This window comes from Paenibacillus sp. 10L310 (genome assembly GCF_056395745.1).
Genome location: NZ_JBFTKC010000002.1, coordinates 748,635 through 762,671, shown reverse-complemented (window position 1 = coordinate 762,671; position 14,037 = coordinate 748,635). Strand labels below are relative to the sequence as shown.

At 39.2% G+C, this 14,037-nt stretch carries 20 protein-coding genes; all 20 read left to right on the top strand.

The window, feature by feature from the left end; all coding sequences use genetic code 11:
- Positions 1-8: 8 nt before the first annotated feature.
- The 20 genes from AC1DE7_RS08800 to AC1DE7_RS08705 all read left to right on the top strand — a co-directional run bounded on the left by AC1DE7_RS08800 (position 9) and on the right by AC1DE7_RS08705 (position 13,915).
- Complete coding sequence (locus tag AC1DE7_RS08800; protein WP_211081382.1) at positions 9-1,061, top strand: ABC transporter substrate-binding protein; 1,053 nt, start codon at positions 9-11, stop codon at positions 1,059-1,061.
- 221 nt (positions 1,062-1,282) lie between these two features.
- A complete protein-coding gene (locus AC1DE7_RS08795; protein ID WP_315371766.1) occupies positions 1,283-2,347 on the top strand; it encodes a polysaccharide deacetylase family protein in 1,065 nt (354 codons plus the stop codon).
- 199 nt (positions 2,348-2,546) lie between these two features.
- Positions 2,547-3,068, top strand: coding sequence for an AAA family ATPase (locus tag AC1DE7_RS08790; RefSeq protein ID WP_256719968.1), 522 nt, complete (start codon positions 2,547-2,549; stop codon positions 3,066-3,068).
- Between the two features lie 62 nt (positions 3,069-3,130).
- A complete protein-coding gene (locus AC1DE7_RS08785; protein ID WP_143781349.1) occupies positions 3,131-3,280 on the top strand; it encodes a DUF952 domain-containing protein in 150 nt (49 codons plus the stop codon).
- A gap of 25 nt (positions 3,281-3,305) precedes the next feature.
- Complete coding sequence (locus tag AC1DE7_RS08780) at positions 3,306-3,791, top strand: GNAT family N-acetyltransferase (protein ID WP_245837937.1); 486 nt, start codon at positions 3,306-3,308, stop codon at positions 3,789-3,791.
- Between the two features lie 12 nt (positions 3,792-3,803).
- A complete protein-coding gene (locus AC1DE7_RS08775; RefSeq protein WP_477534151.1) occupies positions 3,804-4,334 on the top strand; it encodes an AAA family ATPase in 531 nt (176 codons plus the stop codon).
- 128 nt (positions 4,335-4,462) lie between these two features.
- Positions 4,463-5,005 (top strand): GNAT family N-acetyltransferase, encoded by a 543-nt coding sequence (locus AC1DE7_RS08770; RefSeq protein ID WP_477534177.1) that lies wholly within the window; start codon positions 4,463-4,465, stop codon positions 5,003-5,005.
- Positions 5,006-5,140: 135 nt separating this feature from the next.
- Entirely contained in the window at positions 5,141-5,608 is a 468-nt protein-coding gene (locus AC1DE7_RS08765) for a DUF2691 family protein (RefSeq protein WP_339188098.1), read from the top strand.
- A 404-nt stretch (positions 5,609-6,012) separates the two neighbouring features.
- Positions 6,013-6,537 carry a GNAT family N-acetyltransferase gene (locus AC1DE7_RS08760; RefSeq protein WP_339286501.1) on the top strand — a complete coding sequence of 175 codons (525 nt, stop codon included), beginning with the start codon at positions 6,013-6,015 and terminating at the stop codon, positions 6,535-6,537.
- 2 nt (positions 6,538-6,539) lie between these two features.
- Complete coding sequence (locus AC1DE7_RS08755) at positions 6,540-7,082, top strand: GNAT family N-acetyltransferase (RefSeq protein WP_339286502.1); 543 nt, start codon at positions 6,540-6,542, stop codon at positions 7,080-7,082.
- The gene (locus AC1DE7_RS08750) at positions 7,079-7,648 is read left to right on the top strand and encodes a P-loop NTPase family protein (RefSeq protein ID WP_339188091.1); all 570 of its coding nucleotides are present in this window, start codon (positions 7,079-7,081) and stop codon (positions 7,646-7,648) included. The genes AC1DE7_RS08755 and AC1DE7_RS08750 overlap by 4 nt, the downstream gene beginning before the upstream one ends.
- Positions 7,645-8,103: a GNAT family N-acetyltransferase gene (locus AC1DE7_RS08745; protein WP_477534150.1), complete on the top strand. Its 459-nt coding sequence runs from the start codon at positions 7,645-7,647 to the stop codon at positions 8,101-8,103. Before AC1DE7_RS08750 ends, AC1DE7_RS08745 begins: the two co-directional genes overlap by 4 nt.
- A 155-nt stretch (positions 8,104-8,258) precedes the next feature.
- Positions 8,259-8,726 (top strand): NUDIX domain-containing protein, encoded by a 468-nt coding sequence (locus tag AC1DE7_RS08740; RefSeq protein ID WP_127546115.1) that lies wholly within the window; start codon positions 8,259-8,261, stop codon positions 8,724-8,726.
- A 74-nt stretch (positions 8,727-8,800) separates the two neighbouring features.
- Entirely contained in the window at positions 8,801-9,046 is a 246-nt protein-coding gene (locus tag AC1DE7_RS08735; protein WP_477534149.1) for a hypothetical protein, read from the top strand.
- A gap of 40 nt (positions 9,047-9,086) precedes the next feature.
- A complete protein-coding gene (locus AC1DE7_RS08730) occupies positions 9,087-9,620 on the top strand; it encodes a GNAT family N-acetyltransferase (protein ID WP_211081393.1) in 534 nt (177 codons plus the stop codon).
- Entirely contained in the window at positions 9,617-10,252 is a 636-nt protein-coding gene (locus tag AC1DE7_RS08725) for a hypothetical protein (protein ID WP_101313466.1), read from the top strand. The genes AC1DE7_RS08730 and AC1DE7_RS08725 overlap by 4 nt, the downstream gene beginning before the upstream one ends.
- Before the next feature lie 51 nt (positions 10,253-10,303).
- Positions 10,304-11,332 carry an alpha/beta fold hydrolase gene (locus AC1DE7_RS08720; RefSeq protein ID WP_477534148.1) on the top strand — a complete coding sequence of 343 codons (1,029 nt, stop codon included), beginning with the start codon at positions 10,304-10,306 and terminating at the stop codon, positions 11,330-11,332.
- A 26-nt stretch (positions 11,333-11,358) separates the two neighbouring features.
- Positions 11,359-11,775, top strand: a complete 417-nt coding sequence (locus AC1DE7_RS08715; protein ID WP_101313468.1) for a hypothetical protein — start codon at positions 11,359-11,361, stop codon at positions 11,773-11,775.
- 208 nt (positions 11,776-11,983) lie between these two features.
- A complete protein-coding gene (locus tag AC1DE7_RS08710; protein WP_477534147.1) occupies positions 11,984-13,171 on the top strand; it encodes a glycoside hydrolase family 5 protein in 1,188 nt (395 codons plus the stop codon).
- Between the two features lie 204 nt (positions 13,172-13,375).
- Positions 13,376-13,915, top strand: coding sequence for a GNAT family N-acetyltransferase (locus AC1DE7_RS08705; protein ID WP_076249713.1), 540 nt, complete (start codon positions 13,376-13,378; stop codon positions 13,913-13,915).
- The last annotated feature ends 122 nt before the right edge of the window (positions 13,916-14,037 follow it).

The window sequence follows — 14,037 nt, the reverse complement described above, 5'->3', positions numbered from 1 at the left end:
ATACGTGAGTGAGAAGACATGTGAACTGGTTGTGTTTGTTCATTCTACTGCTGCTTGTCGGCTGCACAACCCCTGAGTCTGAATCTGTTCCTCCTCCCATCTCGTCTAACAACTTAGAAACTCTTCCCTCCGTTGAGGAATGGATGGAATCAGCGGTAGCAAGGGATACCTCTACGAAACCGATTGTCTTGGGTTTTTCACAACTGGGCAGAGAGAGTGCCTGGCGTCTGGCAAACTCCACGTCTATTCGGAATGCTGCGGCTGAATCGGGAATCTCCCTTGTCATAAAAAATGCAGAACAGTCTCAGACGAAACAGTTCGAGGCTGTTCGGTCGTTCATCAGGCAAAAGGTGGATGTCATTGCCATTGCACCTGTCGTGGAATCGGGCTGGGATGGTATTCTTCAGGAGGCCAGGGATGCAGGTATACCCGTAATTATCGTAGACCGGTCAGTTGATGTCAAAGACACTTCACTTTTTGTGACAACGATTGGATCGGACTTTTATGAGGAAGGTGTGAAGGCTGGGAAGTACATTCAGGATCGGATGCGAAATCATCCGGGTTTGATACGGATTGCCGAACTGCAAGGCACGAGTGGTTCTACACCCTCTATCCAGCGTGGCGAGGGCTTTAGAAGCATTTTCGAAACCAGAGCAGATATCATTTTCTCACAAAGTGCTCCTGCCGATTTTACGGAGGACAATGGCAAACAAGTGATGAAAGAATTCCTTCAGGTCCCGGAAGACGAACGGCCGCAGGTTCTTTTTGCCCATAATGATGAAATGGCTTTTGGCGCCATACAAGCGATAGAAGAAGTTGGGCTGAAGCCGGGAGAGGACATTATCATTGTCTCGGTGGACGGCTCCCGCAAAGCACTTGAAATTTTGGCGAGTGGGAAAATCAACGCTGTGGTGGAATGTAACCCGCTGCTTGGTCCTCAGCTTATGCAGGCTACAAAAGAAATTATTGCAGGGCGTACACTCCCGAAGCGCATGGTGCCCCCGGAGGATATTTTTACAAAGGAGAGTGCTGGACGGGAGATGTACAACAGGCGATTCTAGAATTCGTGAAAAATTAGAACATTTTGGATAAAATTCAATTTACTTTAAATAGAGGTATCGTTTATACTGAACTCACCTTGAACTAAAAGCTCTTCTCTATGAGAAAGGACGTAGCGGATTACATACTTTTGAAAGCGCTTTTTTTCGAGGGGTGAGAGTTCGATAAAGAGAGGGAGTGTAGAAGGTAGTATGCTGTGAATATATTATGAGGAGGTAATTTTATGTTCAAAGTTAAGCTGGCAAAGGCGGTAATATCTCTCGCACTTTTCGGTACCTTGTTTTCTATTCAGGGGGTGCCTGATGCTCGTGCTGCAGATGCAAGTTGTCCGAATGGTTATGTAGGTCTGACCTTTGATGATGGCCCATCTGGAAATACAACAAACATGCTTAACGCACTGAAGCAGGCTGGCTTACGGGCAACGATGTTCAATGTTGGACAAAATGCACAAAATAATAAATCTCTGGTTTCTGCACAAGTAGCAGCTGGTATGTGGATTGGCAATCATTCCTACACACATCCAAACATGACTACATTAAACAGTTCTCAGATGTCGTCAGAGATTACTCGGACACAGCAGACGATCCAGTCTATTACCGGAAGTTCACCTAAACTGTTCAGACCTCCTTACGGTGCGACAAATGCGACCTTGAAATCCGTTGTGAGCCAAAACGGCCTGAAGGAAGTACTGTGGAACGTAGATTCCCAAGACTGGAATGGCGCCAGCGCAGCCCAGATCGTAGCAGCTGTGAATACGATGAAAAGTGGTGACGTCATACTAATGCATGATCAGTACCAGACGACACTTCAGGCCATTCCGCAGATTGCACAAAATCTGAAGAATCGTGGCCTTTGCTCAGGTATGATCTCATCAACTACCGGTCGGGCAGTCGCACCAGATAATAGCACTACCAATCCCCCGAATAACGGAACAAAAGTGGAAGCTGAGAACATGACCAAAGGTGGACAATACACCGGCAATATCAGTTCTCCTTTCAATGGTGTGGTCCTTTATGCCAACAATGATTTGGTTAAATACACTCAGAATTTTGCAACGAGCACTCATAATTTCTCGCTTCGTGGAGCTTCAAACAATGCCAACATGGCTAGAGTTGATTTGAAGATTGGCGGACAGACGAAGGGAACCTTTTACTTTGGCGGAAGCGCTCCAGCGGTTTATACCCTGAATAATATCAGCCATGGGACGGGAAATCAGGTCATTGAGTTGGTTGTAACAGCCGATGATGGGACATGGGATATTTATATCGATTACTTGGAAATACATTAACAAGCTAAGGTTGATTGAAAAATAATGCACTATAATGAAATCCCGTTGGGTTGACCCAATGGGATTTCATTATGTTTTTTGCCATTTTGTAACACAAAAGTGGAAGGAAAACATTTATAATGGATGAAATTGTATGTGAAGAATCTGGTTTCTATTGAAAAATTTCATTGAATGGGAGTGAAATCATCAAATGATCATCATGATTAATGGAGCGTTTGGTTCGGGAAAAACTTCTGCAGCAGAAGCACTTCAACCTTTGATTGCCAACAGTATGATCTACGATCCTGAAGAAATAGGTTATATGCTCAGAAAACTTCTCCCTGAGAATTGTAGAGAGGAAAGGGAACGTACGGATGATTTTCAAGATATCGATCTATGGAAAATTCTAACCGTAAAGACGGCAAAAGAAGTAAAGCAGAAATACAACAGACACTTAATTATCCCCATGACCATCTATAAAGAGGAAAACTTTAATTACATCTATAACGGGTTGAAAGAGATCGATCAGGACATTCATCATTTTTGCCTTACGGCTACAGAAGAGACGATTTATCATCGTTTGGCTAAACGTGGAGATGAGTATGGAGGCTGGCAGTATCAACAAGCACCAAAGTGTGTTGAAGCTTTCAAAGATGAAAAATTTCAAACTCGCATTATTACCGATCATCTGGAGACTAGTGAAATCATAGAACTCATATTGAGGAAGGTCCTATCCAAATAATTATCATTTTTTATTAAGGAGGATTTTAGGATGATGATTGTAAATGTACTCTCAAGAAAAGAGTGGGAAGCCGCGTTGATCAATGGGATTTTAAAATAAAATCCAAAGTTATATGGGAAGATCTGTATAATGAAGGCAGGGAATATCCTCATATTTACGGTGAGTTAAATCTAGACGCGGTATTTCATACATACGATGAAGAAATGAACTGAAGAGGATGGAACCTAATTGACGACTGTGACTTTTGAAGAGGTAACCGAACAACACCTCCCTGAAATTAGAGAGATTTATAACTATTATGTAATGAATACAACGATTTCATTTCATACGGAGGAATTAGATCTTGATCAGATTAAATCCTCTGTGATGAACAAGGATACGCGGTATAAAACTTATGTAATTCTTGAAAACAATCAAATGATGGGTTATGTTCTGATCACTCAATATAAGAGTAAACAGGCATATGACATTTGTGGTGAAGTCACCATATATCTAAAGCCCGACATTTTGGGAAAAGGCTTGGGGAAACAAGCACTACGTTTTATTGAGAAGATTGCAAAAGAACAAGGGTTCCATACCTTAATTGCGACGATTTGCATGGAGAATACAAGAAGTAAATCATTATTTGAGAGAAATGGTTATGAACAATGTGCTCTGTTTAAAGAGATTGGATATAAATTCGATAGAAAGCTGGATATCGGAAGTTTCCAAAAGATATTGTAAGGAGAATAGAGAATGAGTAGAAACCTATATATTATATCTGGCCCCCCTGGAGTAGGGAAATCTACAACTTCCAAGCTGCTGGTTCAGACTTTAGATAAAAGTGCCTACATTTCTGGAGATGCGGTTAGTCACTTTCCGGTCAAAGGGCGAGGTAAACCCTGGCTTGATAAGGATACAAACGACTTAACTTGGAAAAATATATCTAGTCTAGTGAAAAACTTATTGGATTATAAATACGATGTTGTTCTGGACTATGTGGCCCTTCCGGAAGACATTGATGGATTATTGGCAGAATTAGCAGACTATCATGTTCGCATAATCTATGTTGTACTCATGGTTGATCGTCAAACCATTATTCGTAGAGACCGTCTAAGAGCAGAAGAATATCAAATGAAAGAAAGAAGTATAATTCTGCTGGATGAGTTTGAAAATCATCCGGATCTGAGAGTAGATAACAAGCTGTATACTAATCATTTTACAGAAGAACAATTACCTGAAATAGTAAGTGGAATTATAAATAATGAGAAGTATCGATTGAAATAACTGTACTGTTATTATGCTTCGAATTGTAAAAATGCACGAACGTTGAATAACCAATAAGAGGTAGAAAAAATCATTAGATTTTATTAAGAATGGTGCAAAAGAAAAAAGATTCGCTGGGGGGATTATCGATGTCTCGTATATATGGAGAGCGAATTGTGTTAAGAGAATACCAGGATTCTGATTTGGATTACATCAAACAATGGGTGAACGACCCGGAAATCACAGGGACATTATCAGATAATTTTCTGTATCCTCATTCGAGTTATGAGACAGAAGTCTTTTTTAGGACAATGGTTGAAGGCAAGTCTTCAAATAAAAGTTTCATTATCGGGTTAAAGGATTCGCTAGATTATATAGGTCAGATCGATCTGTACAAAATTGATTATAAAAACCGTTTTGCATGTTTAGCAATTGTAATAGGGAGAAAAGAATTTCTAGGTAAAGGTTATGGGAGTGAAGCAATCCGTTTACTACAGAAGTTTGTCTTCGAAGAGCTGAATTTAAACAGATTAGAACTTGAAGTGTACGAGCATAATGAGATTGCTTACAAATGTTATTTAAAATGTGGCTTCAAAGAAGAAGGAAGATACAGAAAGAAGATATATAAAAAGGGGAAATACTGGGATAGTGTTTGCATGAGTATCTTGAAAACTGAATATGAGCAGTCATAGTCTCAAGAGGAATAAATAGGAAAGTCAATCCCAATAGTTTTGTGCAGTTGTATTCTTTATTAATTTCGATTACGTTTGTGATCCAAAAATCAAAAGATTAATGTACTAATATATATGCGTAAAGAGGGTGAGTAGATGAACAGAGGAATACGTTTTGAAATACCAAATGCCTATGGTCGCTTTCTTGGGGAGATTTTAAAACCAATGGAAGTATCTAATTTCGATTGGTTTATTGGTGAGGAGGAGTCCTATTTCGTTGTTGATGATACGTTAGGGGATGATCTTTTTCCGGATGTGATTATGGGTATGAATGGAGAAGAATTACAGAAGATTATTGATGACAACGAGTATTATTTAATATTTGCGAATTTAAAAGCATTTCCAAAAGGCTCACAAATAACAGATGTAATCACCTATGAAGATTATGTGGAGAGTGAGTGTCAGATGGTTCTTCTTGTGATCGATAGTATCTACGTCACGGTTTATTGTAAAGATCTAGAGAAAGTCGAGGAATTATATAATCATATAAATAGACAGGGATTTGAATCTCTCGCATATTTAACAGATGAGAATGATGCTAGGACAAAACTATCGGTCTGGTGATAAAGGAGCATGGGATTAACTGCTAAGGTTTGATAGAACTTCCCATGCTTTCGTTGTTATGCATTAGCATAGCGTTGAGTTTAGTGTTAGGGGTTAAATGCTAACGAACCTGACACGTCTTATTCGGGAATTTGAAACGCCCTCCGAAATCTAAGAAATCTGAGACACGCTATACCAGAAAAAATAGCCTTTTGTAGCGTTTTTGTAAGATGATTTTGAGAAATAAGATGTCCTGTGTTCCTTAGAAAATCGCCTGGCGATTCGCCAGCATCAGCCACCCTGAATTTTAGGGATTTTCGGACGGTAAGCTGGCACCCATCATCGTTTAACTTGCCTGAGTATGAAAACAGACTCTAGTCCGTTTCCCCATGATATTTGAATGTTTATGAATACGATTACATCTTATGAATGAAAAAGGAGTTGAGAGAAAGATGGAGACAGAACGACTTATATTTCGGAAATACACCAAATATGATTTCGATTTACTTTTTGAGATGACACGTGAGCCAAATATGATGAAATTTATAAGACATGGAGGACCCTGGACGAAGGAAGAAACCATGCAAAGCCTGGAAAAGTTCATCAACTGGAATAAAGACGATAAAGGGCTGTTCCTCGCATTTAATAAAGAGGATAACAAGTTAATTGGAACCTCTGGACTGATTCCTCAAATCATTGAAGGCAATGATGAGCTTGAAGTTGGTTACTGGGTTGTAGAGCAATACTGGGGAATGGGTTATGGTTATGAACAAGCAAAAGCGTGGAAAGAATATGGCATGGATCACTTGAAGCAGAAAAGATTAATATCGTTAATTCAACATGGCAATGTGGGTTCTATGAAAGTCGCGCAAAAGAATGGTATGAAACACGAGAAGGACGTAGATATAATTGGGAAAAATGTAGCAGTATACTCGATTGAGGTGAAGTGAATATGACTCCATTTCCTGAACTAGAAACCAAAAGATTGCTGTTAAGAGAGATTAAACAGAGTGATTCCCAAGACATATTTCATATTTTTTCTTCAGATGAAGTTACAAGATTCTACGATGTAGAAAGTTTCACAACTATAAAACAAGCAGAAGTACTTATACAAAGGTGGAAAGAACGATTCGAAAATGGTCAGGTGATCCGCTGGGGAATTGCTTTGAAATCGGACAACAGAATTATTGGAACATGCGGATTTCATGGTTGGATGAAACAACATCATAAAGCTGTGTTGGGATATGAGTTAGCACCAGAGTTCTGGCGGCAGGGTTACATGACCGAGGTAACTCAGAAAATCGTTGAATATGGATTCAAGAATCTTGAATTAAACAGAATTGAAGCATTTGTCGAGCCAGAGAACGCGGGATCAAGGAAGTTACTTGAGAAAATTGGGTTCAGTGAAGAAGGCATATTGAAAGAACATTATTATTGGAAAAATCGATTTGTTGATAATGTCATCTATGCATTTTTGAAGAAAGAATATGTATGAGAATACGAATTATTGGATCTTGCGGTAGTGGGAAATCAACATTAGCCAAAGAATTGTCGGATAAATACGGTATTCCTTGCTATGAATTAGACAATCTCATCTGGGACAGAAGTGCCGAAAATCTGAGATATCCTGAACATGTTAGGGATGAATCAGTCCAGTCTATTGTCAGTTCAGAAGCTTGGATCATAGAAGGAGTACATTGCAAAGATTGGACAATAGCGTCCATCCAGGAAGCGGATTTGATTTTTGTATTAGCTCCAAATGTTCTCATTAGAGATTATCGAATTATAAAGAGGTTTGTATTGTCCAGAATGGGCTTGCAACCGTGGAATTACAAGCAGTCATTTAAGAACTTATGCAAGATGATTGTGAAATGGAACCATCAATATAATATAGAAGAAGTTATATGTACAATTAACAAAAACCATAAGACTGCAACAATCACGAAGAATAAAAAACAAGTGATACAGTTGATTGAACATCATTTGGAAGTGGTTGTAAGTGAGAGTGAAAAGAACCTTAGAGGTAATCAAAGATTATCGAAAGAGGAGATACAGTGGTGAATATAAAGATACAACCAGTCACACGGGAGAATTGGGAAGAGGCGCTGAAGATCTCTTTGTATGAACACCAAGTCTCATTAGTTCCATCTGTTATTGAGGGGATCGCTTACGCCTATATAAAACCGTGGGATGAAGCATTTGATCCTTACGTACTTGAGATTGATGGGAAGGTATTTGGTTTCTTTTATCTAAGTTATACGCCAGATAGTACAGATAATTACTGGATTGGTGGTTTTCAAATCGATCAATCCTATCAAGGCAAAGGAATGGGAAAGCGCGCTATAAGAGCCATTCTAGATTACATTACAAAACAGCATCCGGAATGCAAGGTTATTTCATTAACGGTTGAACGGGATAACGAAATAGCACAGAATTTGTATAAGAGCATGTCCTTCATTAGTGAGAACAGAACCAATTCAGATGATGAAGTGATCTACAGGTTGGCAATAAAATGATAGACTCAATATTTAAGAGGGCAATATATCTTTGTTAACCAAAAGCGAGGATTGGTTGCGGCATTCACAACGATTATACCCGATGATAGCTTGTTACCACTTCAATGGTTTAACAATTATATATTGAAAGAATAGTTGTTTATGGGAGAGATAACATGAGCCACTGGTTTGATCTAGATGAACTTGATCCAGAGTTAATCAAATTTGCAGTTATGATCGCTAAATACAAAAATAAATTCATCATTATAAAAAATAGGAAAAGAGGAGGTTGGGAGATCCCAGGAGGCAACAAAGAAATAGGGGAAACACTTTTACACACGGCAAGTCGAGAACTCTATGAAGAGACAGGGGCAGTACACTTCGAATTAATACCTTATGGTGTATATGAATGGAATGGGAGCTTTGGTATGGTTTCTTATGCTGAGGTTAAATTGCTGGAGAGCTTACCGGAGTCTGAAATCGATGAAATAAAGCTTGTGGATGTATTACCTGAAGGGATGAACTTCGGAGATATGTTTTATCGTTTCTCAGACAGATGGGATGGACTTGAGAACCATAAGCTTAAGAAATACACTATCGAAATAAATCATTTGAATGAGTTACCTGAAATTAAAATAAGCTAGTTTTAGTTGGAGGAACTCTGTTTTGAAACTAAAGGAGATGAAAAGAACTAGTGAATAAGAATAAGGGACTCATCATGTCACTATTACTTTTATTGCTTTTAATTTTGTTATGGGATTCCTTTCGAACTTCAATTTTTGAAGCAGTTACTGTTCAAAAGATTAATGAAAATGAAATGACTGTAATTAATTTTAATAATCTTGAAAGAACAATAGCCGTTCCAATGGATATGTCAAAACTAATTGAAGAGAACAAGGAATACACTATTTTGTACGATAAAAGGGTCTTTGATAAATACAGACTTCGATCAATAAAGCCATAGGATCTTAGAAATAACATGGGGAAGGAGAGATGCAACAATCATGATAACGTATAGAACGTTGACCCTTGATGATGTGAATCAGCTGCAGGAAATAGATCGCTCGGAACATATTGATCTCATTTATGAAATGAGAGAGAACCGATTGGTTGAACTTGAACAAAATCATGAATGCTCAAACTGGGATGAGATGCTTTTGAAAGAGATTCAAAATCGATATGTGTACGAATTAGAACAAGGTGGCATGGCATATGGCGCGTTTGCTGGCGATCAATTAATCGGATTTGGAGTACTGGCACATCAATATAGAGGAAAAGAACGAAATCAATTACAAGTTGACTTGATGTATGTCTCACGCGGGTACAGAAGACAAGGCGTTGGAAAACGTATTCTAAACGAGTTAGGTGAAGAGGCTAAGAAACGTGGTGCACAGTATCTGTATATCTCCTCCACAGAGACGAAATCAGCGGTATCCTTTTATAGAAGTCAGGGCAGTCAGATTGCAAGTGAGATTGATCAAGAACTCTATGACAAAGAGCCGAAAGATATACACATGATAAAGGAGCTGGGCACATGACAACGGTTGGGATACTCGGAACCATTCATAATCCAGAACTCAGAGAGCGATATCATTGTTCTCTTTCCCTTTACAAGAATGTGATTACTGAGTTTAAACCAGATCTCATTTGTGGTGAAGTTCATCCGCAGAGTTGGTTGAGGTATCTAAAGGGCAAACATGATAGAGGATACTGGGGAGAACCAGCCAGTGAGTATTGGGAATTGGTCTTCCCTTTATGCGAGGAGCATAACATCCCATTTGTCCCTATTGACTGGTTTGAATTGGATGTGTGGAATGCTTTTGATCCATTCAACGGTTATTCGGACGTGGAACGCAAAGAACTTGAACAACGGGATGATCATTGGTTTGCAGAGCAAATGGAGACGTATCAGTTTGGCGAGATTCCTTTTAATTCAAAGGAGTTCGATCGTGTAACCAGACAAAAATATGAATGGTTGCATCAGGTAAACGCGAAGGCACAGAACTTTCGCTGGGTGGTCCGTAATCAGATTATGATTCAAAGAGTCAAAAATACAATTGAAGCTCATCCAGGAAAACGAATCCTCTGTATCGTTGGAGCCGATCACAATTACATCTTCCAAGAAGAGCTGATGATAGAACCCGTTGAATTGTTGTATCCGTTACGATAAAGGAACCGTTGGTAGAATTACAAATGAAACTTATTATTTAAGGAGCATTACATGCGCAAAAAAATACGTAAAACACTCAAGTACAGCATATTCAGTATTATTTTAATGGTTATAGTAGCTCTGATATTTCCCACATGGACACCCAAAATTAAAGGTGAAAACAGCATCAGCATGTTAGAACAGGTCGAAATTAACGGTACAGGACATGAAGTCATGATCAGGGGTGTTGATCGGACTAACCCTATCCTGATTTTTGTGCATGGTGGGCCAGGATGCTCGGAGATTCCATACGTAAGGAAGTATCAGAAAGAGCTTGAGCAACACTTCACGGTGGTGCATTACGATCAACGTGGGAGTGGGAAGTCCTATCACTTTTTTGAAGATTACTCGAATCTCACAACAGATGTATTAGTAGATGATTTGTTAGCGTTAAGGGATTATGTATCTAAGGAGTTAGGTCAAGAGAAGGTTATATTAATCGGTCATTCATTTGGTACATACATCGGGATGAAAGCTGCGGCTAAAGCACCTACTCAGTTTCACGCTTATATAGGCATTGGACAGATGGCTAATACACTTCAGAGCGAACTGGAAAGTTTGGAGTACACGTACGAGCAAGCGAAACAAGCCGGTAATGAAGATGATGTTAAAAAACTGGAGCTAATCCGCAGCTCGATCGAGCAAGGAAAGGAACTTACGCCTAGAATTTTGTTGCAAAAGTACGGTGGTGCAGCCAGACTCATCAACGAGAATAGAGATTATATTTCAGGATTCCTTTTAAATCCCGAATATAATGGGCTGGATATGATTCGCTTTTATACAGGGATGTTCAGTTCACAAGACATCTTACTGAAGGAAGCATTTGATCAAAATTTACCCGAAATTGTTGATCATCTGGAGATTCCCACCTATTTTGTAACGGGTAAATATGATTATATGACCACTGCGAATGCAGCACGTGATTATTTTGACGTATTGGATGCACCGATCAAAGACTTCATTGTACTCAACGAGTCGGCGCATTACCCACAGTTTGAAGAGAAAGAAAAATTCGTAAAGTGGTTAAATGAGCTATTTTAATATGCATGGAGAGGAGCAAGATCATATTGTTAAATGAATTCATTGAGCTTGAAGAAGAGAGTGATGAGAGTTACCGGTGTTACACTCTGCAAAATACTGTGCAAATATTTAAACATTGCATACAGGATGAGGATTTAAATGACGTTCGAATATATGTGTCCACTAATACACCGTTAGATTCAATTGTTCATAAAATAGAAGATTACATTAAGTGGTTTTCAACTTGTGAGACTGTCTTTCGAGATTATTATGAGAATGAACTTCATGAAAAGGTACATCAGAATTGGTTTAATGAGATTGAAGTCTATCGTGTGGATATCACATTTAACAGTGTAACCGACTACGGCGCAACAATATCTTGCGGAGATCATATTTTGCGCGATCACATTATGATTATTGATTTTGATAGAGAACAAATCCAAGCAATCCACTTAAACGGATAGATGGATTATTTTGTAGTAAATAGTCACAAAAAACAATAAAGATATCGCTTTATTTTCCATAAATGTGTTATTATGTTGTTGTTGGACGAAGAATTCATTTGTTTGATCGATTAGAGAGAGGAGGCACGTATTCTCGAATCATTCAATCTGTATGCATAGATTAACTGCACTGCTTGTTAAAAATAATAGAATAAGCGGAGGTATGGTTATGTTCAAAAAATGGAAGAAATTTGGCATCAGCAGCTTGGCACTGGTATTAGTGGTTGCGGTAGCCTTTACGGGATGGAGCGCTAAAGCATCAGCAGCGGACGCTTCGCAAATAGTGTCTGAGATGGGTGCAGGATGGAATCTTGGCAATCAGCTGGAAGCAGCGGTGAACGGTACACCGAATGAGACAGCTTGGGGCAATCCTACGGTAACTCCCGAGTTAATCAAAAAGGTAAAAGCGGCAGGCTTCAAATCCATTCGTATTCCCGTTTCCTATTTGAGTAACATTGGAAGCGCTCCCAATTATACAATCAATGCGGCATGGCTGAATCGAATTCAGCAAGTCGTGGATTATGCGTACAATGAAGGTCTGTATGTGATCATCAATATTCATGGTGATGGGTTTAATTCCGTACAGGGTGGATGGCTACTCGTGAATGGTGGCAATCAGACTGCCATTAAGGAAAAATATAAGAAGGTGTGGCAGCAGGTTGCCACCAAGTTTAGCAACTACAATGATCGTCTTATTTTTGAATCCATGAACGAAGTATTCGATGGTAACTATGGCAATCCAAACTCGGCCTATTACGCCAATCTGAACGCATACAATCAAATCTTCGTGGATACGGTTCGTCAGACTGGAGGTAACAACAATGCCAGATGGTTGCTGATTCCAGGCTGGAATACCAATATTGACTACACTGTTGGTAATTATGGCTTTGCTCTTCCAACAGATAATTACAGATCCTCAGCTATTCCTAGTTCGCAGAAGAGAATCATGATCTCAGCACACTATTACTCTCCGTGGGATTTTGCAGGTGAGGAAAACGGCAATATCACACAGTGGGGTGCAACTTCTACGAACCCTGCCAAAAAGTCTACTTGGGGCCAAGAGGATTATCTTGAATCGCAGTTTAAGTCCATGTACGACAAATTTGTGACTCAGGGCTATCCCGTAGTGATTGGTGAGTTCGGTTCCATTGATAAAACGTCCTATGATTCCAGCAACAATGTCTATCGTGCTGCTTACGCCAAAGCAGTTACAGCAAAAGCCAAGAAATACAAAATGGTTCCTGTTTATTGGGATAACGGGCATAACGGTCAACATGGATTCGCCTTGTTTAACCGTTCAAACAAAACCGTGACGCAGCAAAATATCATTAATGCCATCATGCAAGGTATGCAATAAATTACTGTCTGGCTGTATCCGTGTAAACGGCGTGTTCCTGTAAAAGGGACATGCCGTTTTTTTGTGCTACTGGAGATGAAGATGAACAACATTTACCAATGCATTTTACATAAGCCACATACAGAATTCATTAAATCCCACACTAGCTTTTATATACTTAATTTGCTTGATATAGCGAACTAAAAGGACTAGGTGGTAGACAGAATGTTAAAAAAACGTGATTTGCAGGAATGCCTTTCACTGTACAGCTTAATGATGGACCCCGCAGTCTCTCCTTACGTTCGTTATCAATGCCAATCGTATGAAGAATATCTATTCCTGACCAAACAATTGATGGTCGAAGAAGAGCAAAAGACAGTGATTTCCCGAACGATTTTGAATGAAACAGGGCAGCCTATTGGAACCATTGATCTATATCATATTGAGCATCAAAGCGGTTTTTTAGCCACTTGGATTGGTTCACCGTTTTTTGGAAACGGGTATAGCCAAAGAGCCAAATCAGCCTTTTTTGTTGAATTGTTTCTGGAACATGGGATTGAAACGGTATTTATGAAGATACGCAAGCAGAATATAAGATCCAGAAAAGCGGTACAAAAACTGCCTTATGTGAAGTTAGCCAATGATGTGTATCCAGATGTATATCAACGGATTAATTTGAATGAACAGATGTATGATCTGTATTATGTTGAACGGTCAGCCTTTTTCGAAAATAGTATGGATCTGCACCAAGTGGTAGCTACGTAACTTATTCAGAGAGCGTCAACAGCGGCGTCAGTGATGACGCCGCTATTTGATATGATGATATAGGAACGGACCGTTAATATAACATGCAGGAATATGGACTAGAGAATCGAAAGACATTAAGT

What these genes read in the sequence shown, in the direction of transcription:
- AC1DE7_RS08795 (WP_315371766.1), top strand. Translation starts at nt 1,283, where the DNA reads ATGTTCAAAGTTAAGCTGGCAAAGGCGGTAATATCTCTCGCACTTTTC.
- AC1DE7_RS08790 (WP_256719968.1), top strand. Translation starts at nt 2,547, where the DNA reads ATGATTAATGGAGCGTTTGGTTCGGGAAAAACTTCTGCAGCAGAAGCA.
- AC1DE7_RS08775 (WP_477534151.1), top strand. Translation starts at nt 3,804, where the DNA reads ATGAGTAGAAACCTATATATTATATCTGGCCCCCCTGGAGTAGGGAAA.
- AC1DE7_RS08770 (WP_477534177.1), top strand. Translation starts at nt 4,463, where the DNA reads ATGTCTCGTATATATGGAGAGCGAATTGTGTTAAGAGAATACCAGGAT.
- AC1DE7_RS08765 (WP_339188098.1), top strand. Translation starts at nt 5,141, where the DNA reads ATGAACAGAGGAATACGTTTTGAAATACCAAATGCCTATGGTCGCTTT.
- AC1DE7_RS08760 (WP_339286501.1), top strand. Translation starts at nt 6,013, where the DNA reads ATGAATGAAAAAGGAGTTGAGAGAAAGATGGAGACAGAACGACTTATA.
- AC1DE7_RS08755 (WP_339286502.1), top strand. Translation starts at nt 6,540, where the DNA reads ATGACTCCATTTCCTGAACTAGAAACCAAAAGATTGCTGTTAAGAGAG.
- AC1DE7_RS08750 (WP_339188091.1), top strand. Translation starts at nt 7,079, where the DNA reads ATGAGAATACGAATTATTGGATCTTGCGGTAGTGGGAAATCAACATTA.
- AC1DE7_RS08740 (WP_127546115.1), top strand. Translation starts at nt 8,259, where the DNA reads ATGAGCCACTGGTTTGATCTAGATGAACTTGATCCAGAGTTAATCAAA.
- AC1DE7_RS08735 (WP_477534149.1), top strand. Translation starts at nt 8,801, where the DNA reads ATGTCACTATTACTTTTATTGCTTTTAATTTTGTTATGGGATTCCTTT.
- AC1DE7_RS08730 (WP_211081393.1), top strand. Translation starts at nt 9,087, where the DNA reads ATGATAACGTATAGAACGTTGACCCTTGATGATGTGAATCAGCTGCAG.
- AC1DE7_RS08725 (WP_101313466.1), top strand. Translation starts at nt 9,617, where the DNA reads ATGACAACGGTTGGGATACTCGGAACCATTCATAATCCAGAACTCAGA.
- AC1DE7_RS08720 (WP_477534148.1), top strand. Translation starts at nt 10,304, where the DNA reads ATGCGCAAAAAAATACGTAAAACACTCAAGTACAGCATATTCAGTATT.
- AC1DE7_RS08710 (WP_477534147.1), top strand. Translation starts at nt 11,984, where the DNA reads ATGTTCAAAAAATGGAAGAAATTTGGCATCAGCAGCTTGGCACTGGTA.
- AC1DE7_RS08705 (WP_076249713.1), top strand. Translation starts at nt 13,376, where the DNA reads ATGTTAAAAAAACGTGATTTGCAGGAATGCCTTTCACTGTACAGCTTA.